This is a genomic window from Streptomyces sp. NRRL F-4489 (genome assembly GCF_001509485.1).
GTDB lineage: Bacteria > Actinomycetota > Actinomycetes > Streptomycetales > Streptomycetaceae > Streptomyces.
The window spans coordinates 178205-195662 of sequence record NZ_LLZI01000221.1; the positions used below are offsets into that span (position 1 = coordinate 178205).

A 17458-nucleotide genomic window follows, 5' to 3' on the forward strand; every position below is an offset into this window, starting at 1 on the left:
GACCTCCGCACATGCCCAACGCCACCCCGCTCCACCGGCGCGGCCTGCTCAAGGCCGGCCTCGCCGCCTCCACCGCCCTCCTCGCCGCCACCAGCCCGTCCGCGACTGCCTGGGCGGCCACCGGCTCCCGCCAACGCCGCTCCCTGGACAGCCACTTGAGCGACCTTGAGCACCGCTACGGAGCGCGCCTGGGCGTCTACGCCCGCAACGTCCGGACCGGGCAGGTCATCGCCCACCGCGCGCAGGAACGGTTCGCGATGTGCTCGACGTTCAAGGCGATCGCGGCCGCCGCGGTCCTGCGCGACCAGGCACACTGCGCACCGATGGACAAGGTGATCCACTACCCGCCCACCGACATCCTGCCGAACTCACCCAGGACCGAGGAGCACGTCGACACCGGCATGGCCGTGCGCGACCTGTGCGGCGCCGCCATCCAGTACAGCGACAACACGGCCGGCAACCTCCTGCTCCGCCAGATCGGCGGCCCCGGCGGCCTCACGGCGTTCCTGCGGTCGATCGGCGATCCGGTCACCCGGCTCGACCGCTGGGAACCCGACCTCAACACCGCCATCCCCGGCGACCTGCGCGACACCACCACCCCCGAGGCGATCTGCCGCAGCTACGAACAGCTCACCCTCGGCCGGGCGCTGACCGCCCCCGACCGGGAACGCCTGGTCGCCTGGCTCAAGGGCAACACCACCAGCGACGAGCGCTTCCGCGCCGGCCTGCCGCACACCTGGACCGTCGCCGACAAGACAGGCACCGGGTCCTACGCGTCCGCCAACGACATCGGCGTCGCCTGGACCACCAGGCACACCCCGATCGTCCTCGCCGTCCTGTCGACGAAACCCACCAAGGACGCCCCGGTGGACAACGCCCTGGTCGCGGACGCGGCCCGCGTCATCGCCGACACCCTCGCCCCCGGCGAGTAACGTCCCCACGCGGCGTACCAGGCACACCAGGCCCACCCGTCCCGCCCCGCCACCCCACTCTCCCCGCCAACCGTCGACCGTCGAAAGCAGGTACCCCCTATGCCCGCTGGCCGGCCCGACCCGTCCCGCCGCGCACTCCTGGCCGCCGCGGCCCTCCTCCCCCTGACCGGCTGCACCCAAGGCCACCGACCCCCGGCCCAGCCCGCACCGACACCGAGCCGCCGCGCAGCCAACCCGGCCAACTCCCCAGCCGTTACAGCCCAGTTCACCTCCCTCGAACGGAAATACGGCGCCCGGCTCGGCGTCCACGCCGTGGCGACCGGCACCGGCGCCACGATCTCCTACCGCGCGGACGAGCGCTTCGCCTTCTGCTCCACCTTCAAGGCCCTGGCCGCCGCGGCCGTCCTGCACCACAACCCGCTCAGCCACCTCGACCAGCGCATCACCTACACCGCACGCGATATCAACTCCATCTCACCGATCACCCAGCACCACATCGCGACCGGTATGACGCTCAGGGAACTCTGCGACGCCGCCATCCGCTACAGCGACGGAACGGCCGGCAACCTCCTGCTCCGAGACCTCGGCGGACCGTCCCAACTAACCGCCTACCTGCGAGACTTGGGCGATCGAACCAGCCGCTTGGACCGCTACGAACCCGAACTGAACCGCGACCGCCCGGAAGACCCCCGCGACACCACCACCCCCCGCGCCCTCGCCGCCGACTACCAGCGACTGCTCCTCGGGGACGCCTTGCCGCCGGCCAAGCACGCCCTGCTCAAGGACTGGCTCGTACGCAACGCCACCGGCGGCCGGCGCATCCGGGCCGGCCTGCCGCCAGGCTGGACGGTGGCCGACAAAACCGGGACCGGCGACTACGGCCGGGCCAACGACGTCGCCATCATCTGGCCCCCGCACATGGCACCCCTCGTGATCGCCCTCCAGTCCGACCGCCCCGGCTACTCCACCCCGCCCCAAGACGCCCTCCTCGCCGAAACCACAACCCACCTCGTCGCCGCCCTCACCACCTGACGCAGGAAGCCGCTCCCCCCAGGCCAACTCACCACCACCCAATGTCATTTGGTCGCTCGACCGCAGCCTCAGGCGCCCATATCGTGGTTCCGCCCCACCGGCTGACGACCACCTGCGAAGATCGCCCTATGAAGAGCCTCGCCCTTGCCCCCTCGCGCCGTCCCCACGGATCGGCCCGGCCGCGTACCGCAGGCGCCGCATGAGCACCTTCACGGCCGAAACCCTCACCACCGCACGTCTGGACCTGCTGCCGCTCGACGTCGGCCACGCCGAAGAGATGGCCGCGGTGCTCTCCGACCCGGCGCTGCACACCTTCATCGGCGGCACCCCGGCCACCCCGCAAACCCTGCGCTCGCGCTACGAACGCCTGACCGCGGGCTCTCCCGACCCAGCAATCTCCTGGCTGAACTGGGTGATCCGCCTCCGCGCGGATTCCTGCCTGGCGGGTACGGTCCAGGCCACGATCGCACCGGCCGGCCACGGCCACGTTGCCGAGATCGCCTGGGTGGTGGGGACCCCGTGGCAGGGGCGCGGCATCGCGAGCGAGGCCGCCCGAGCGCTTGTCGACTGGCTGAGCCGGCACCCGATACCAACCGTCATCGCCCACATCTACCCCGAACACCAGGCATCCGCCGCCGTCGCCGCCGCTGCCGGGCTCACTCCCACCGGGGAACGGCACGAAGGCGAGATCCGGTGGCAGCGGAGCCTCGACGGACCGCTGCCGCCGACGAGCCGGAGCCGCCGGCGGCAAGGTGGCCGAGAGACCCGCTTCCTCAGCCCGTGACGGTGATGCGCGACGCCGGATCCGTCGTGTCAGTCACCTTGTACGTGGCGTTGAACTTCGAGCTGGTCGCGGTCGTCGGGCAGCCGAAACCGCCCACCACCTTCACCGGCACCGCGGCATCGGTGAACTTCAGGGTCGAGGGCGAGCCGTTCGCCCAGGTGCCGTTGACGGTCGCCGCCGCCGTCGGCGCAGCCGTCACCGTACAGCTGGCCAGCCCGCTGGTCTTCAGGACGAAACCGGCCGTGGGCATGGCCAGCGCGGCTGTCACCGTCGTGCCGTTCTGCATGGAGACGGTCCAACTGCCGGACGTGGTGATGGTCGCGCTGACGCCCGGCATGCTCGTCGTGCAGGAGCTGTACGTGGGCGCGGAGATGGCGCTGCTCACCGGCCCCGAGGCGTTGGAGTTGCCTGGCGCGGCCGGGACCGTGCCACTGGAGCTGGAAACGGAACAGGTCACCGTCACCGAGCCGGCCGAGAACGTCGCCGTACCGCTGAGCGCCGCGCTGAAGGCGTGCCCGGCGGGCGTCACGGTGGTCGAGGCCGCGGCGACCCGCGCGCCGCCGGCGGCACTCGCGGTCGCCGGCCCGGTCGCGGCCAGGCAGAGCCCGAGGGCCGCCGCGATCCCGGCCGACACGGTGATCACGGTGCGGGGCAGGTGCTGTGTCATCACTGTCTCCTTCGTGGGGGTGTGCGCCCGGGGGCCCGGGCCGTGCGAGGGGGAAGTGGTGCAGTGGGGGAGGTGCGGTGGGGGAGTGCGGTGCGGTGTCGCGTCAGTGGCGCGGGGGCGCGCGACGGCGCACCAGTGGCTGGATGCGTACGGATATGGGGCGTACGTACGAGTGCCTGGGAGGGGGATGGGGCGGCGGCACCGGCCTCCCACTGACGACACGACACCGAACGGCGTACGAACTCGCCCGGAACAGAGGGGAGATGAGGGGGAGAGGGAACGCCCGCCGAGAGGGCTACCTCACCGCCCGGACCGGACGTCCACGGTCTCGCCGGCCGCACCGGTACCGCCCTGGCCCTCCACAGCGTCCCCATTCCCGGCGCCGACTCCACCCATCCCTTCGGGCTCCACCGGCTGCCAGGCAAAGATCAACGCCCCGCCGAGAATGCCGAGCACGGTTCCGACCAGGAAGCCGCCGAGGTTGGACATCACCAGCGCGGCCATGGCGCCCACGACGGTGAGGACGCCGGCCAGTCCCCGGTAGTACGGGGCGAACCACGCCGACAGACCCATCACGATCATCACCAGTCCCATCAGAACCGACGGAATCCCGGCGATGCCCTGCTGGAGCATGATTTTCAGCGGGGCCAGCGGCAGGGCGCAGATCTCCGCCCCGGCCAGCACCGCCGCCAGCCCGCCCCAGAACGGACGGCCCCGGCGCCAGCGCCGCCAACGGGCCCGGGCTTGGGCGGCGCCCATGTCAGAAGCATTCCTTCGTGCCCTTGGAGATCTTCATGCTCAGGCCGGTGAGCCGGAAGGTGCCGGCGTTGGTCGCCCAGGCGGTCTGCCGCAGGCGGCTGATGGAGACGTCGTCGGCCTGCTGCGCGAAGAGATCTTGCAGGCCCTGGGCATCGTCCGGTCCCTTGGTGAGCGTGGAGGCGTCCCGGCCGATCTCGATGTGGTGGAACGACGCGTTGCCGGCGAGCTGGGTGGCGTCCACAAAGAGGTTGGTGGCCTTGACGGGCTCGCCCTTCCCCGCCGTCAGATTGAGCGAGATGTCACCGAGGACCGGCAGGTGCGTGACGACGGACTGACACAGGCTGTGCAGCTCGGCGGACTTGATGGCGGTGACGGCGACCGGCAGCAGATCGCCCCGTGCGTTGGCGTCCACACTGCCGTACTGGGCGAAGCCGTCGCCCGTGAGGCTGTCCGCGGACACCTTGAACTGCTGCCCGGAGACCGCGAACGAGGCCGCGAGCGCCCCGTTGGCCAGGGCGATGCCCAGGGCGGCGGTACCGGCGATGGCCGGGACGGCGAGCACGGCGAACCTTCGCCAGCTGATGCGTCCCGTGACATGTCTGCCGTCTGCGTCCTTCACGACGTGTCCCCTTTTGACGAGTCTGATGGTCGCGCTGTCGAACGTGGCGAGGATCCGGCGGAGGCGGCGTACAAGCACCCGGCGCTGCGCCCGGGGGCAGGCCAAGCCCACCGCGAGGGCGCAGGGCTGCTCCAGGGACACCCCGACGCACCTACCCGCCGAGGCCCCTACGCACCGAGCTGCCGACATACAAGCGGGCGTACGGCGCTCGCAGCACCACCGCCCCGCACACCGAACTACCGCTGTTACCAAGGGTGTTACTCGCCAGTTGAATGTAATTCCGGCGTTACCCCCTGACAAGGAGACGCGTGCACTGCTTTTCGGCCGACTGTGCGCCCGGCCGGCCATCCGGCATGACGAATCGTCAACTCCGCGCCGCAAAGCGCCGCAGAGCAACCTCCGTCGCCTCGTCGGCAGGGAAGAACAGCTCGAGGGACAACTCCGACAGGGTGACGTCCGCGGGCGTCCCGAACGTGCTCATCATGGGGAACATCGACAACTCCTCCCCACCGACTTCCACCCGCCACGTCAGCACCGGGTCGTCGGCCGCGCCGTCGGGGGACAGCTGGCTCCAGCACCGGCGTTCAGGGATGTCCGGCCAGGTGGCGATCTCGTTGGCGAGTGCGGCCAGGGCGGGGTCCTGGGTCCGGACGACGGCCCGGTCCAGGCGACCGAGCAAGTGGGCGGACCACTGCGGGAAGTTGCGGGTGCGGCGGGCGAGGCCGTCGGGGTGGAGCGCGGTGCGGAAGATATCGGTCGGCACGCCGCGGATCTCTTCCGGGATGCCCGCGATCAGCCGGCGCCCGGCCGCGTTGGCGAGCCGCACATTCCACTGCCGGTCGATCGCGGCCCCGGGGAATGGTTCGTGCGCGTCCAGCAGTGTCTGCAACGAGGCCCGGACGCGGGACAGCCCCGCATCGGTCAGCGGCGTCTCCGGATAACGGGGAGCGTAACCGGCCGTCAGCAGCCAGTCGTTCCGCTCGCGCAACGGCACGTCGAGATGGCGGGCGAGCGCCATGAGCAGGGCACGGCTGGGGTTCGACTTGCCCAGTTCGACGAAGCTCAGGTGACGTGGCGAAATCCCGATCTCGTGCGCCGGATCCAGCTGTCTGCGCCGGGCCAGGCCCCGGCGCCGGCGAATCAGTTCCCCAACGGTCACAGCGGTCCCAGTGGTCACGAACCGCGACGCTATCCCGCCGAGCGCCGGGAAACGAGTACCTGCCAGGTATTCGCCTCGCGGTCCCCGACGGCCCCACGATGGCCGAGTTCGCCGGCCCTATGACTGGGAGAGGACCTCACCCATGCCCTATTTCGACACCACCGACGGCACCCGTCTCTTCTACGCGGAAGCGGGGGCAGCCGAGGCGCCCCCCGTCGTGTTCGTACATGCCTGGGCCTTCAACAGCGGGATGTGGAACTACCAGATCCCCGCCTTCCTCGCCGCCGGTATGCGGTGCGTCGCCTTCGACCGGCGCGGCCGCGGGCGTTCCGATGTGCCTGGCCAGGGCTACGACCTCGACCGCCTCGCCGACGACCTGGCAGACCTGCTCGCGTACCTGGACCTGCGCGGCGCCGTGCTGGTCGGCCACTCCATGGGCGCGGCCGAGACCGTCCGCTACCTGGTACGCCACGGAACACAGCGACCGGGACGAGTCAAGGGGATCGTCCTGAGCGCGCCCACCACACCGTTCCTGCTGCGCACGGACGACAACCCGGAAGGCCCCGTCCAGGCAGCGGCCGCCGAGGCGGTCCGCACGCTGATGCGCCGCGACATCGGCGCCTTCGTCGCGGCCACGTCGAGCACGGAGTGGTTCGGACCCGGTTACCAGGTATCGGCGGGGCTGAGTGACTGGACCAGCCGCCAGTTCTTCGACACCCCGCTGCAGATCCTGCTGTCCACCAACAAGACGTGCGTCAACGCCGACTTGCGCGAGGACCTCACCAAGGTCACCGTTCCCGCGCTGGTCATTCAGGGCGACGCCGACCGCTCGGCTCCTCTCGACCACACCGGCCGGAGAACCCATGCCCTGCTTCCCCATTCCACGTTCGTCGTGATCGAGGGCGCGGGCCACGGCCTCCACATGAGCGACCCTGACCGCTACAACAAGGAACTCCTCACCTTCATGAACGACCTCCCCGAGTAAGCACAGCCCTTCACACCCACTCCTCGCAAAAGGCGGCCGGCCGCGGTTTCGGGGGTGTCTGTCCCTGCCTGGAAATGCTTTGCCCAGGCGGGGGAGAGGTTGCTACCGTCACGCCGTCCACGGCAAGAGACGCGTGACCGGGGAACGGGAAGGGCGACGACGGCCGTCGTCAGCCGCTTCCACCCTGCCCTGTGCCACCCCGCACGCCGAGCAGAGCGCGGCCGCCCGCCCACCCCAACGCCCAGGAACCACAAGTGACTTCATCCCCTCCCCCTCCCCCTGCCCACGCCCAGCTGACCACCGACCGTCTGATCCTCCGGCCCTGGACCCCGGCCGAGGCCACCGCGGTCCTCGACGACGACCGGCCGGCCCATTGGGCGGACGACTTCCCCGCCGAAGGCGACCGCGTCATCGCGGGCCTCTTCGAGACCAACCCTGCCTGGCTCGGCGAACACGGCCACCGTCTGATCATCGAGCGCGACAGCGGCTTGGTGGTGGGTTCGATCGGCCTGTTCTGGCCGCCCAGCCAGGGCACCGTCGAGATCGGCTACGGCATCGTGGCGTCCCGCCGCGGCCGGGGCTATGCCCCCGAGGCGACCCAGGCACTGGCCGACTTCGCCCTGGCCGCCCCCGGGGTCCATACCGTGTCCGCCACCGTGGAGTTGTCGAACCCCGCCTCCATCCGCGTACTGGAGAAGGCCGGCTTCCACCGCTGGTCCACCGAGGAAGCCACGGCCCAGTTCAGAATCACGAGGCCGAACGGTGACGAACGGTGATGCGTTGGATCGGCGGCATATCGCCGACCGGTCCATAACGTCGCGGAGCAGAGCGGACCAGCGCTGCGCAGGGCAGCGCCGGGCAGCGCAGGACAGGACAGGGACGACCAGGGCAAGGACAGAGGCACAGCGCCGACGCAGAGAATAGGACAGACACGGGGAGGGACTGAGAAGACAGCACCCCCAGCCCCCAAGCGCATCAGGACAACAGGCGACGCAGAACCTCCTCAGCAGCCCGATGGCCTGATTCCGCCGCCCCATCCATATAGCCGGCCCACCTGGTGGCGGTTTCGGTGCCGGCCCAGTGCAGGGGGCCGATCGGGGCGCGCAGGGCCGGCCCGAAGCGGCTGAGTGCGCCCGGTGCGGTGAACGCTCCGTAGCATCCGCGGCTGTACTCCTCCTCGGCCCAGTCGCGTTCGATGTAGGCGAGGGGGTCGCGGGCGCGGGGCCCGAAGTACCCGACGAGGTCGTTGATCACGTGCCGGCGGCGGTCAGCGGGCTCCATACGCGCACCGGTGTCGGCGTGCCGCCCCTCGAGGAAGCCGACGAGCACCCCGGGCGAACCGTCCGGCGGAGTGTTGTCGAAGACGGTCCCCAGGGGCCGCCGGTCGCTGTTCGCCTGGCCGCTGAGGCCCGCGCGGCGCCAGAACGGCTCGTCGTAGACGACGTTCACCTTGATGACCCGGCCCATCGGCATCCGCTGGACGAGCTGGTCGCGGTCGCCGGGCAGCGTCGGGCTGAAGCGGATGCGCGCGGCGAGCGGCGGCGGCACCGCGATCACGGCGCGGCGGGCGCGCACGGCGGTGCCGCCGCCGGTCCCCACCCGCACCCCCGAGCCCTGCCACTCGATCTCGGTAACGGCCGAGCCGAGCACGATACGATCGCCGAGCTCTTCGGCCAGGGCCAGCGCGATACGTTGCGACCCTCCGGTGACGCGGTCCTGCTGGGCCCCGCCCGTAACGTTGATCAACGCGTCCAGACCGCCCGCGGCACCGACGTAGAAGGCGGCCCACAGCGCGGACATGTCCTCCGGTTCCGCGGAGAACACCCCTTCCGTCACCACCCGGAAGAACCTGCGGCCGCGCGCCGTACGAGCGGTGCGCCGCAGCCAGGTCGCGAACGTCTGCGCGTCCAGCTCCCCGGCGCCCTTCGCCCGCCACGGATCCGCCGCCGCGACCTGGCGCGCCGCGCGATCCAGGCGCAGCTGCGTCTGCGCGATATCGGCCAGCACCACCGGATTCACCTTGGGGATCCGCCCGGTGTAGAGCGAGCGGGACGCTCCGAACTCGGCGATGTGCCGGCCGTCGTCGTACGTGGGATACGTGCTCAGCCCCAACTCCTCGATGAGCGCCAGCACACGATGCTGGCCCGGCCCGACCCACTGCCCGCCCACCTCGATGGGCCCGCCGCCGGGCAGCTCGTCGTTCAGCACCCGCCCGCCGACCCTCTCGCGCGCCTCCAGCACCACCACCTCGGCCCCGCCCCGGACCAGGTCCCGCGCGGCCACCAGCCCGGCCACCCCGGCACCCACGACCACAACCTCCGCCGACCGTTCCTTCACGACAACACCCCACCCCTCATGACCACTCAGCCCCTCCCATACACGATGTATCTGGAGTGCGAACCGTATGTGCTATCCCTTGCGCATGGAATCACTGCGGGAGAAATACGTCGAGAACACGCGCCGGACCCTGCTGGAAACGGCCATGCGCCTGTTCTCCGAGCGCGGGTACGCGGACGTGCCGGCGGAGGAACTCGTACGAACCGCCGGCCTCACCCGCGGCGCGCTCTACCACCACTTCGACGGCAAACGCGGCCTGTTCGAGGCGGTCTTCGAGGACATCGAACGCAAGGCCGCGGACCGCATCAGAACGGCGATCGGCTCCGCCCCCGACCCGTTCGAGCGCGTCGACCGCGGCGTCGCGGAGTTCCTCGACGTCTGCGCCGACCCCGTCTACCGGCACATCGTGCTGCTGCAGGGCCCGATCGCCCTGGGCTGGCAACGTTGGCGCGAACTGGACCAGCACCACCTCGGCGGCCTGGTCCGCGACGCGGTACGAGCCCTGCTCGACGCCGCCCTCATCAAGCCGCACCCGGCCGAAATGCTCACCAGAGCGTTCTACGGCGCCCTGACCGAACTCTCCCTGACCATAACCGAATCCCCCACCCCCGCCCGAGCCCGCCTCCAGGCAGCCCACCTCGTACAGGACCTCCTCGGCGGCCTGGTCCTCAACCCCGACTCCGACCCCGACGCCGCACGCCCCACCACCTGACCACCCAACGCCTCCGCCCATGCCAACCAACAGCACGGTGGCGTGCGCACCCCGGACGCCCACCGACCTGCTCATCGGACACCAGCACCTCCAGCTCCACCTCGCGAAGGCCGACAGCTGCCTCGTGGAGTACCGCGACGGCGGCCCGACCGACACTTCCGCACCGTCGTAGCGCCCCCTACGCCTGAGCGGACACGACGAGGTCGCGGTCCTGGTGACGTGTTCGGCTCTTACCCGTTTTGACCGACCCTTAGGTGTGCCGGGCTGCTGTTGGTCGTCGTCGGGTCGCCGAGGCAGTGGAAGCGAGGGTGGAGGCTGGTCAGCGATAGTCGTCGGGGTGCCCCTGCATCCACGTGTTGATCTTTTCGCGGGTGCTGATCAGTGAAGCTCGGTGCTTTTCGAGGTTCTCGAAGGAGCGGTCACCGTCGAGCTTCACGTCGAGCTTCTTGATCAGGTCGATCGGCTCGGTGAAGTGGCCGGCCCCCTTCGGATCTGCTTTCATCGCGCGGTCCATGCGATGCAGTTCCTCGTAGACCCGTCCGAGAAAGTAGGCGCAGTTGCCTGGCGTGCACGAATCGCGCAGGGTTGCCTGGAGCCCGGCGAAGGCGTCGCGGACCGCGCTGACCGGTTCCTGCGTGGCTGCTGACGTCGGCGCGGACTCAACGGAGGCTTCACGGGGCGCCGAGGACGAAGCGGACGGGCTCACCGACGCGCTGGTCTCTTGACTGGCGGTGGCCGGGCCACCGGTCGGTCGATCCGCCTTGGTCGCCGTGCTGCAGGAGACGCTGAGCGTAGCGAGCGCTAAGGCGACAACAACTGCGCGGCGTACTGAAGTCTTGAGCATGGATTCCCCTTGATCGTCAGGCAGGTGACTCTGCAAAGGAGCGAACAGCCCGCAGCACAATCTGGTTAGCGTCCTCACCATACGCAATTGCGCCCCGCAACCACCGCCCCTTGAGTGTGCCTGAACAGTCTCAGCCCGCCCGGCGCGCCATGGTTTCCGGGGACGAGGAGTTTTTGACTGGGATGCCGGAAGCGACCAGTAGCCTCAGCCACCATGGGCATTCGGATTGACGTAGTGGTGGATTACCCGATCAACGATGAGGTGGAGAGGGTGCTTGGGCTGGCCGAGGCAGTCGGCGAGCCCATCACTGTTACGTTCATGTGGGAGGGGCGTGAAGACGCGGAACGTGTGGTGCTCGTACCTGCGGCCACGCTGGCACTCTGGGAGCATTGGGCCCCTACCCCCTACCTGGCGAGCGGTGCCTGCGACGAGAACCGAGCCGTGGCGGAGGCGGAGGAGCCGGAACTTGCCCACCCAGCGGAATTCGGCCCGTTCACGCTCTTTCGCCGTCGCGTAGCAGGGCGGACGGCGGTCGCTCGCGGGGGGTGGTGGTTGCCGAGCTCCTGGATCCCGACGAGGCGCACTGGCTTCAGGAGAAGGCCCGCAACGTCCGCCAGGGCTTCGTGGATCCGAAGCAGAAGGCAGCGTTCGAGGAGTTCCTTGCCCGACAGGCATCTCTCGATGAACAGTGATGCGCTGACGCACTCTTCCTCGCTTGGCTCGCATGGAGACCGCTACCGTCCGGTCGGCTGCGTGGGCGGGGAGTTGTCGGCCGATTGCTGATCTGCCGCCTGGCGGCGGGCTCGGCGCGGCTGCTGGGGTCTGCCGCTTGGTTGTTGTGTCCGGTCATCGGCTGTCTGACGTCCTCCCGTCGTTTCGTTGCGGGGCCTCGGCTGGTTGTCGGCGTGCCTGGCCACGTTCGCCCGGGGGCGCCGTGGGCTATCGGGCCTCTGCCGCCTGTGCTCCGGCTCCGGCGAGGGGGATCGGGCGTTCCCTGTGCTCGTGCTTCTGTTGCTGGGGCACTCAGGGCAGTTCTCGGCGGACCAATGCCTGGGCGAACGGTTCCCCGGTAGCGCGGGCGTAGGCGATCCGTTCGCGTATCTCGGCGAGGGTGCGTGGGCGGTAACCGGGGCCCCCGCAGCAGCTCTTGTGGAAGCGTACCCCGGCGTGCAGGAGTACGGAGAGCGTGCGCCATGCCGCGGTGTTCCGCCTCTTGGGCGGTGCGAAGGCGGACCCGACGTGGGTCAGCGGTCGGGCGCAGCGCGGACAGACCCGCTCGTGGGCGTACGGGCCGGGGTAGGGCTGCTTGTAGGAGCCACGGCAGGGCAGACAGACATACGAGGTCTTTGCGTGGGGCATCCGGCAAGAGTAGGGCGGTGAAGGGCCGGGCTGCAGGGAGTCTCTGGGTTGCTGCGCGTGCTCTTCGGCGGGGGAGGGGCGCTAACCGGCGGCTGCGGTAGCTGTTCCGCGCCGCTTTTGAGCGCCGGCCCGATAGCTGTTGCGGCCCCCCGCGCGGCCGTCCCGGCAAATGCGTCTGCTGCGACAACCGGCACGGCCTCCTCCCTCGTACGGTTGAGCACCCTGACGGTCTCGGTAGGGCGGAAGTCCGGCGCATCGGCTCCTGGCGGTCGGGCTCGCGCGGCAGTGCCGGCTCGCACGGGGAACGATGCCTGGTGTTCCTCGCGCCGCGGGACTGTCGGTATCGCCCGGTACTCACCGCCGTGTGCAGAGAAGCGGCCCGGAGCAAGCCGGGTGGCCCAAGCCCTCTCTGCCCGTCGGCAGCGCCTTCTCCGGCCTGAACTGGTACATCGACATCCTGACCAGACGCGCTGCCGGAACCAGGGCCTTTGGGCGTGGGTCATGGCAGGCCACCAGCCACTGGTCTCCTCCGCTTCCCTTTTCCCGAATCCGAAAAAGGGGCCATGCGCGAGCGCGTCCCATGCCTGGGGTGGCGCGGAGCACGGTGGCGGCGTCGGCCGCTGTGCCGCGACGCTGCCGCTTCCGCGACGGGTCGGTGACGCCGTCGCTGGCTTCCTCGCCGGCCCTGTGGCGTCCGGCGAGGCCGAGAAGCCGCAGAACTGTGGCCGGAAACCTCACCCTTAACCCCGCCAGCGGATTACTGTGCGGACATGTCGCGCTACCCAGCGCGATCATGAAGGAGGGAAATCTGTGTCGTCGCCCTGCGACCCCCAGCACGCTCCCGCCGGCGATGTGTCCACAGCGCTCATGCTGATCGACTCACGGCTGAAAGCCATCCTCGACGGCAAGACGGAGACCGACCCCGAAGAAAAGGCAATGGTGGGTCAGTTCACTGCCTCTCTCGGCCCAAGAGGAGCCAAGGACGTACTGGATGGCGCGTGCACGCTCATCTACATGTTCATGCAGTGGCTGCGAATGGCCTACGAAGAGCACGACAAGGACGTCATCGCATGCGTGGTACCCGACCTCGTGGCCACGATGCGCATGATGCCCAGGAGCGTCCGCCCCGAGGTCATCCCGACCATGGCTGGCCTGCTTGTCGCCGCAGGCACCGGTCTGAGCCCCAGTCTGTGGCGCGAACAGTACGGTTTCTGGACCAAGGACGAGATGAATCCCCTGGAAGCCACCACCCTCCTGCTCGCAGAGCACATCAACCGCCTCACCGATGACCCCGACTTCGCTACCCGTCTGATCACCAACGCTCTCTACGGGCAGGACGAAGACTGACGTGCCGCGCCCTGAGTGCGTGGCTGGCCCAGGATCGGTGACGGGCCGGTAGCCAGCTCGTTGAATCGTGACGTGAGCGCGATCGACGAACCACCGGCGGGGAGCCCCGTGAGCTGAGCAAGCGCGTGGCTGTCGCCGACGATCCTGACGCCAAGGAGGGAGCGATGAGCCACGTCCCGGCAGCTGTGTCACCGGGGTTCGCTGCCGCGACCTCGGAGTTCCCCGCCCAGTACGCGGCGCTGGAGCTGAGCATCGAGTAGAAGTCGCGCTTGGACGACCCGACCGTCGAGCTGGACCTGGAGAACTCGGAGACCCTCACCGCTGCGTGAGCGCATCAAGGGGAGCGTCGAGAGGTCCGGCTCGGCCGCGGAGGTGCTGTACCGTCTGGCCGTGGTGGCACTGGCGTGTCTCGCTGCCCTTCACCGCGCCGCTTGGCCGCCTCTGTGGTCTGGCCGCCGTGCGGCTGTTCTTCGGGTGGTGGGCGGTGGTGGTGTCCGGTCCGGTTCGTCGTACCGTTTGCCGCTGCGTCAGCCGTTGCTCCGTCCTTCACTGGCCGTTGCTGTTCCGCCGCCGGGTTTCTGTGGTGGTGGCCGTTGACCGGACCACGGCTGCCATCGGCCGGTGCGGGCCGCGTATCCCCGCCCGGCCTCGCCGGTGGCTGCATGCCGCCTACCGGGCTCTGCGGTCGGCGGCCGGCGCCCGAACCGCGGTCGTCGTCGGCCCACCGGCAGGCCACGGGAACCTCACCCGCCGGGCCCGCCGCGGGTCGCTGCCGGTGTGCCTGGTCGCGGGCCTGTCGGCCGGCGCTTGCCCGGGTGGCATTCGCAGCCTTCCGTCAGTTACATCCTCTGCGGGCAACTGCCAGGGCGCTTGTGACCGATGTCCGCAGGGAGGTGTTGTTACCTCCGTTGCGTCGGCCGGCCTCTGCGCAGCCAGGGCCGGTGACATGCGGCGGCATACCTCGTTCGCAGGGCATGGACAATAATCTCGGATTCGCCGGCCTGCTGCTGACGGGACGCAGTCCCGAGGTGGCCTGGCAGGCAATCGCCGACTGGGCGTCTCACTCCGTGGTACAGCAGATCATCGAGCACCTCAAAACCACCGAGCGCGTCCGCCAGGCGCTGGAGTATTCCGTCAGCATTGAGCCGACCGAGGCTTGATTGCGCCGTGGGACGCCCCCTCATACGGATCCGCAACTGCCGGTCACGCTGATCAGACACCTGATCACTGCGCCTGTGCCACCCCGGGGGTCGAATACAGCTTCTGACACGGCGGTGGGGCTGGTCGCCAATTGGCGACCAGCCCCACCGCTACGCGCTATCGCACGTCCACCGGCCGTCGCTGTCCGGCGAATTGAGCGAAAACCCACTCGGCTACCTCGACGGCGACGTGTACGGCGCGGACCGCTGGTGGCTGGGCAGCGACACGGGCGCTAACGGGAACAAGGTGACCAGATTCGCCGTCTCCCGCTGGAACCGGTCGGCCCACATCTTCGACAAGGTTGACGCCCAGACGCGCGGTGACAGCACCAGCTGGTCGTACGTGGACACCACCAAGCCCAAGGCACGACCGCGTACTACCACGTGACCGCTACCCTCGCCGACGACACCGAGACGGCCGCCCGCGGGACGGCGATCGCCTCGGTCGACTGGCTCCCGCCCGGGGAAGCAGGGGAGGCACCCGGCCGGAGTTTCCGACCAGGGGCCTCCCTGTTTTGCGCCGCTGCAGGCGTCAGCGCGAGCCGAGGGCCGCTGCCTTGATGAAGTCCCAGAACGCCTTCGGCGTAACTGTGAAGGCGGTCGTGCCTCCACCCGCCGGCTGAGGTAACGCCTACGGTCGGATGCTTCAAGTGGCCTACCGGCACCACCGGTTGTCAGGGGCGAGACGGCGTCTGGTCGGGATGGTAGATGATCTCCCAGGGGACTTGCTGCCATGGGCTGGCGGAGTTGGCAGGGTCCAGGAGGCGTTGGACGGCTTGAACCGTGTCCTCTTGAGAGCCGGACCATTCGGCTCCAGCGTTGCCCATCCACAGCGCCCGGCCGGCGACGAAGTCGTGCGCGAACGCATTCCAGGAGCGGTACGTCTGCGCCGCGGGGGCAACAGCGTTGCCCAGCAGCCGCCAAGCGCCCGGCTCGTCCACGTAGCCGGCTCCGAAGGCCAGCTTGACCACCGTGGCGTAGCGGCCGAAGTCCCAGGCCACGGGAGGGTGCCCGAGGACCGGCGCCATCTGCATGCGATGCCCCTCGACAGCCAGCTGGTGCAAGGTCGCGTGAAGCGACTGCGGTGAGGTGACACCCCAACTCTGCTCCAGGCTCACCTTGCAGTTCGTGGGATTGATCCTCTTCAGCGGGTAAAGCATCAGATGACTGTGCCCCCACATCCGCTCGGCCAAGATCGCGTCCAGCGAGACCATCCATCGCTGGTGGCTCGTCAGCGGCGTGGGAAAGCGCCGCTTTGCTGATGGTCCCAAAGCCATCTTCAGCAGCGAGGACGCCAGTATCCAACCATTCATGGGCACCGATCCTCACAGTCCACCGAACGTATGGCCAATCGCCACCGCGCGGGCCGGACGTGACCGGGGTGAACCGGCTCCGTCGCCGGGGCGGTGACCGGCAGGGCTTCTCGCTGCGGCCTGGCCAGGAACGTGCCACAGCTGCGGCTGCGGCTGGCAGCGAGGTGCATGGCCAGCAACGGATGCACGTCCTCAACGCCGAATAGCGTCAGCACCCGGGTGAGCAGCCCGGAGAATAGCGCCTGGACAACACGGGACGCGTTCTGTTCACCTGGCACGCCGCCAGGACACCGCCCCGGGCAACCCTCCTGGCGCCCGGCCGCCGGCCCTTCCTGCGCCTGGCCCGACGGCCCGTGTTCGCCCGTCGCTCACCAGGCCGCGCGCTTGCCGCCTGGCCCGCCCCGGCCCCGCCTTCATGCCGCACGTCCGCCGCCCACACTCGTCGTTCGATCCCGCCTCCCGCCTGCCGCCTCCCGCCTGCCGCCTGCCGTCCGCCCTCGCGCCGTGCGCTTCTTCCGGTCGCTGGTCCGCCGCCTTGCCCATCCCCGCCGCGCCCGCATCGTGCGGTGGTGCCGGCCGGCGCTGTCGTGCGGCGTCCTGGCTGCTGTGGCCTCTGTGGGCGGCGGCCTGGTCTGCCCGCTGCAGGGCTCGGGTCGGCCACCAGGGCGTGGCACTACGCCCTCGGGCAGACCGCGAGCGAGGGCAACCGGGGGCTGCGCTGGCGGCCCGGCACCCGCGATCTGGCCAACCTTCCACCCAGTACCGCCGCTGATCACTGCCTGCCCGGGGGCACACCCTGCGGGGAGCGCCCAGAGCACGGGCGCTGCATGGAAAGGTGCGGCGTCAGCATCATGGCGGCGCGGTGAGGGAAACCGGTTCCGCCCGGAGCACGACCGCCGGGCGGAACCGTCAACCGAACGCCCGACTCTTACCACGAGAGCCGAGATGGGGTGCCGGCCCACACAGCCGACGCCCCAGCGGCCGCAGGCATCCTGCCCGATGCAACTCAATCATGAGGACGCCTGACCGCCTGGTGCCGACGGCCCGCGCGGAGGCGGAGGCCGCGGGTGCGGGCGACCCGCACGCCGGGCCGACCGACAGCAGCGGCCCGGCCTCGACGGCGGCACGGGCAGGCCAAGACCTGGCATGAACAGTCCGCACGTCGCCGATCTGCCGTTCCCACCAGCCGCTCCGCACGGTAGTCGTGAGGCGTTCAGGGACACGTCCCCGATCCGCCGCCCGCCCCGATCCGGTGCGCGGGCCGAACGAGAAACGAGAGCACACACTTGACACCCGCGCACACACACGACCCGTTCGATGCGATGGCGACCGGCGCCTGGGAGCTCGCGGACGCGGTGTGGCAGGAGACCGAGCTGTTGCTGTGGAAGCCGCCGGCGGCCTGGTTCAGCG

At 69.9% G+C, this 17458-nt stretch carries 18 protein-coding genes and 1 pseudogene; 11 read left to right on the forward strand and 8 right to left on the reverse strand.

Features of this window, described 5'->3' with window-relative positions:
• Positions 1 to 11: 11 nt before the first annotated feature.
• The 3 genes from bla (ADL22_RS16950) (at position 12) to ADL22_RS16960 (ending at position 2748) form a co-directional block, all read left to right on the forward strand.
• Entirely contained in the window at positions 12 to 932 is a 921-nt protein-coding gene (gene bla, locus ADL22_RS16950; protein ID WP_079064195.1) for a class A beta-lactamase, read from the forward strand.
• 99 nt (positions 933 to 1031) lie between these two features.
• Complete coding sequence (bla, locus tag ADL22_RS16955) at positions 1032 to 1964, forward strand: class A beta-lactamase (protein ID WP_066979547.1); 933 nt, start codon at positions 1032 to 1034, stop codon at positions 1962 to 1964.
• A gap of 199 nt (positions 1965 to 2163) precedes the next feature.
• The gene (locus ADL22_RS16960) at positions 2164 to 2748 is read left to right on the forward strand and encodes a GNAT family N-acetyltransferase (RefSeq protein WP_079064196.1); all 585 of its coding nucleotides are present in this window, start codon (positions 2164 to 2166) and stop codon (positions 2746 to 2748) included.
• Here the strand turns inward: ADL22_RS16960 and ADL22_RS16965 are convergent.
• The 4 genes from ADL22_RS16965 to ADL22_RS16980 form a co-directional block, all read right to left on the reverse strand.
• Positions 2738 to 3415 carry a hypothetical protein gene (locus tag ADL22_RS16965; RefSeq protein ID WP_066979549.1) on the reverse strand — a complete coding sequence of 226 codons (678 nt, stop codon included), beginning with the start codon at positions 3413 to 3415 and terminating at the stop codon, positions 2738 to 2740. The two genes, ADL22_RS16960 and ADL22_RS16965, sit on opposite strands and share 11 nt — an antisense overlap.
• 300 nt (positions 3416 to 3715) lie before the next feature.
• On the reverse strand, positions 3716 to 4174 hold the full coding sequence (locus tag ADL22_RS16970; RefSeq protein ID WP_234430729.1) for a DUF6114 domain-containing protein: 459 nt from the start codon (positions 4172 to 4174) through the stop codon (positions 3716 to 3718).
• A 1-nt stretch (position 4175) separates the two neighbouring features.
• Positions 4176 to 4793, reverse strand: coding sequence for a DUF6230 family protein (locus ADL22_RS16975; protein ID WP_066979552.1), 618 nt, complete (start codon positions 4791 to 4793; stop codon positions 4176 to 4178).
• A 364-nt stretch (positions 4794 to 5157) separates the two neighbouring features.
• Complete coding sequence (locus tag ADL22_RS16980) at positions 5158 to 5970, reverse strand: helix-turn-helix domain-containing protein (protein ID WP_079064197.1); 813 nt, start codon at positions 5968 to 5970, stop codon at positions 5158 to 5160.
• 124 nt (positions 5971 to 6094) lie between these two features.
• Between ADL22_RS16980 and ADL22_RS16985 the strand changes: the two genes are divergently transcribed.
• Both ADL22_RS16985 and ADL22_RS16990 read left to right on the forward strand, forming a co-directional pair.
• Entirely contained in the window at positions 6095 to 6937 is an 843-nt protein-coding gene (locus tag ADL22_RS16985; RefSeq protein ID WP_066979554.1) for an alpha/beta fold hydrolase, read from the forward strand.
• 254 nt (positions 6938 to 7191) lie between these two features.
• Positions 7192 to 7713, forward strand: a complete 522-nt coding sequence (locus ADL22_RS16990) for a GNAT family N-acetyltransferase (RefSeq protein ID WP_066979556.1) — start codon at positions 7192 to 7194, stop codon at positions 7711 to 7713.
• Between the two features lie 199 nt (positions 7714 to 7912).
• Here the strand turns inward: ADL22_RS16990 and ADL22_RS16995 are convergent, their stop codons facing one another.
• On the reverse strand, positions 7913 to 9274 hold the full coding sequence (locus ADL22_RS16995) for a flavin monoamine oxidase family protein (RefSeq protein ID WP_066979559.1): 1362 nt from the start codon (positions 9272 to 9274) through the stop codon (positions 7913 to 7915).
• An 85-nt stretch (positions 9275 to 9359) separates the two neighbouring features.
• Between ADL22_RS16995 and ADL22_RS17000 the strand changes: the two genes are divergently transcribed.
• Positions 9360 to 9986, forward strand: a complete 627-nt coding sequence (locus tag ADL22_RS17000; RefSeq protein ID WP_066979563.1) for a TetR/AcrR family transcriptional regulator — start codon at positions 9360 to 9362, stop codon at positions 9984 to 9986.
• Positions 9987 to 10005: 19 nt separating this feature from the next.
• Positions 10006 to 10158 carry a hypothetical protein gene (locus ADL22_RS35405; RefSeq protein WP_159048682.1) on the forward strand — a complete coding sequence of 51 codons (153 nt, stop codon included), beginning with the start codon at positions 10006 to 10008 and terminating at the stop codon, positions 10156 to 10158.
• 147 nt (positions 10159 to 10305) lie between these two features.
• Here ADL22_RS35405 and ADL22_RS17005 read toward each other — a convergent pair whose 3' ends face one another.
• Complete coding sequence (locus ADL22_RS17005; RefSeq protein WP_066979565.1) at positions 10306 to 10830, reverse strand: hypothetical protein; 525 nt, start codon at positions 10828 to 10830, stop codon at positions 10306 to 10308.
• A gap of 213 nt (positions 10831 to 11043) precedes the next feature.
• Between ADL22_RS17005 and ADL22_RS17010 the strand changes: the two are divergent.
• Positions 11044 to 11522: pseudogene (locus ADL22_RS17010) on the forward strand (hypothetical protein).
• 331 nt (positions 11523 to 11853) lie between these two features.
• On the opposite strand, the gene ADL22_RS34005 reads toward ADL22_RS17010, so the two are convergent.
• Complete coding sequence (locus ADL22_RS34005) at positions 11854 to 12189, reverse strand: deoxyxylulose-5-phosphate synthase (RefSeq protein ID WP_079064198.1); 336 nt, start codon at positions 12187 to 12189, stop codon at positions 11854 to 11856.
• An 810-nt stretch (positions 12190 to 12999) separates the two neighbouring features.
• Here ADL22_RS34005 and ADL22_RS17015 point away from each other — a divergent pair.
• The 3 genes from ADL22_RS17015 (at position 13000) to ADL22_RS35410 (ending at position 15123) form a co-directional block, all read left to right on the forward strand.
• Positions 13000 to 13536 carry a hypothetical protein gene (locus ADL22_RS17015; RefSeq protein WP_066979569.1) on the forward strand — a complete coding sequence of 179 codons (537 nt, stop codon included), beginning with the start codon at positions 13000 to 13002 and terminating at the stop codon, positions 13534 to 13536.
• A 974-nt stretch (positions 13537 to 14510) separates the two neighbouring features.
• Entirely contained in the window at positions 14511 to 14696 is a 186-nt protein-coding gene (locus ADL22_RS17020) for a hypothetical protein (protein WP_066979571.1), read from the forward strand.
• Positions 14697 to 14889: 193 nt separating this feature from the next.
• The gene (locus ADL22_RS35410; RefSeq protein WP_159048683.1) at positions 14890 to 15123 is read left to right on the forward strand and encodes a hypothetical protein; all 234 of its coding nucleotides are present in this window, start codon (positions 14890 to 14892) and stop codon (positions 15121 to 15123) included.
• Between the two features lie 286 nt (positions 15124 to 15409).
• Here the strand turns inward: ADL22_RS35410 and ADL22_RS17030 are convergent, their stop codons facing one another.
• A complete protein-coding gene (locus tag ADL22_RS17030) occupies positions 15410 to 16048 on the reverse strand; it encodes a DUF1266 domain-containing protein (protein WP_079064199.1) in 639 nt (212 codons plus the stop codon).
• Positions 16049 to 17458: the final 1410 nt, after the last annotated feature.

Excerpts from the sequence above, each read along its gene's own strand:
- ADL22_RS17000 (WP_066979563.1), top strand. The coding sequence starts at position 9,360 with ATGGAATCACTGCGGGAGAAATACGTCGAGAACACGCGCCGGACCCTG.
- ADL22_RS17020 (WP_066979571.1), top strand. The coding sequence starts at position 14,511 with ATGGACAATAATCTCGGATTCGCCGGCCTGCTGCTGACGGGACGCAGT.
- ADL22_RS16985 (WP_066979554.1), top strand. The coding sequence starts at position 6,095 with ATGCCCTATTTCGACACCACCGACGGCACCCGTCTCTTCTACGCGGAA.
- ADL22_RS16960 (WP_079064196.1), top strand. The coding sequence starts at position 2,164 with ATGAGCACCTTCACGGCCGAAACCCTCACCACCGCACGTCTGGACCTG.
- ADL22_RS35405 (WP_159048682.1), top strand. The coding sequence starts at position 10,006 with ATGCCAACCAACAGCACGGTGGCGTGCGCACCCCGGACGCCCACCGAC.
- bla (WP_066979547.1), top strand. The coding sequence starts at position 1,032 with ATGCCCGCTGGCCGGCCCGACCCGTCCCGCCGCGCACTCCTGGCCGCC.
- ADL22_RS17005 (WP_066979565.1), bottom strand. The coding sequence starts at position 10,830 with ATGCTCAAGACTTCAGTACGCCGCGCAGTTGTTGTCGCCTTAGCGCTC.
- bla (WP_079064195.1), top strand. The coding sequence starts at position 12 with ATGCCCAACGCCACCCCGCTCCACCGGCGCGGCCTGCTCAAGGCCGGC.
- ADL22_RS16970 (WP_234430729.1), bottom strand. The coding sequence starts at position 4,174 with ATGGGCGCCGCCCAAGCCCGGGCCCGTTGGCGGCGCTGGCGCCGGGGC.
- ADL22_RS34005 (WP_079064198.1), bottom strand. The coding sequence starts at position 12,189 with ATGCCCCACGCAAAGACCTCGTATGTCTGTCTGCCCTGCCGTGGCTCC.
- ADL22_RS17030 (WP_079064199.1), bottom strand. The coding sequence starts at position 16,048 with ATGAATGGTTGGATACTGGCGTCCTCGCTGCTGAAGATGGCTTTGGGA.
- ADL22_RS16965 (WP_066979549.1), bottom strand. The coding sequence starts at position 3,415 with ATGACACAGCACCTGCCCCGCACCGTGATCACCGTGTCGGCCGGGATC.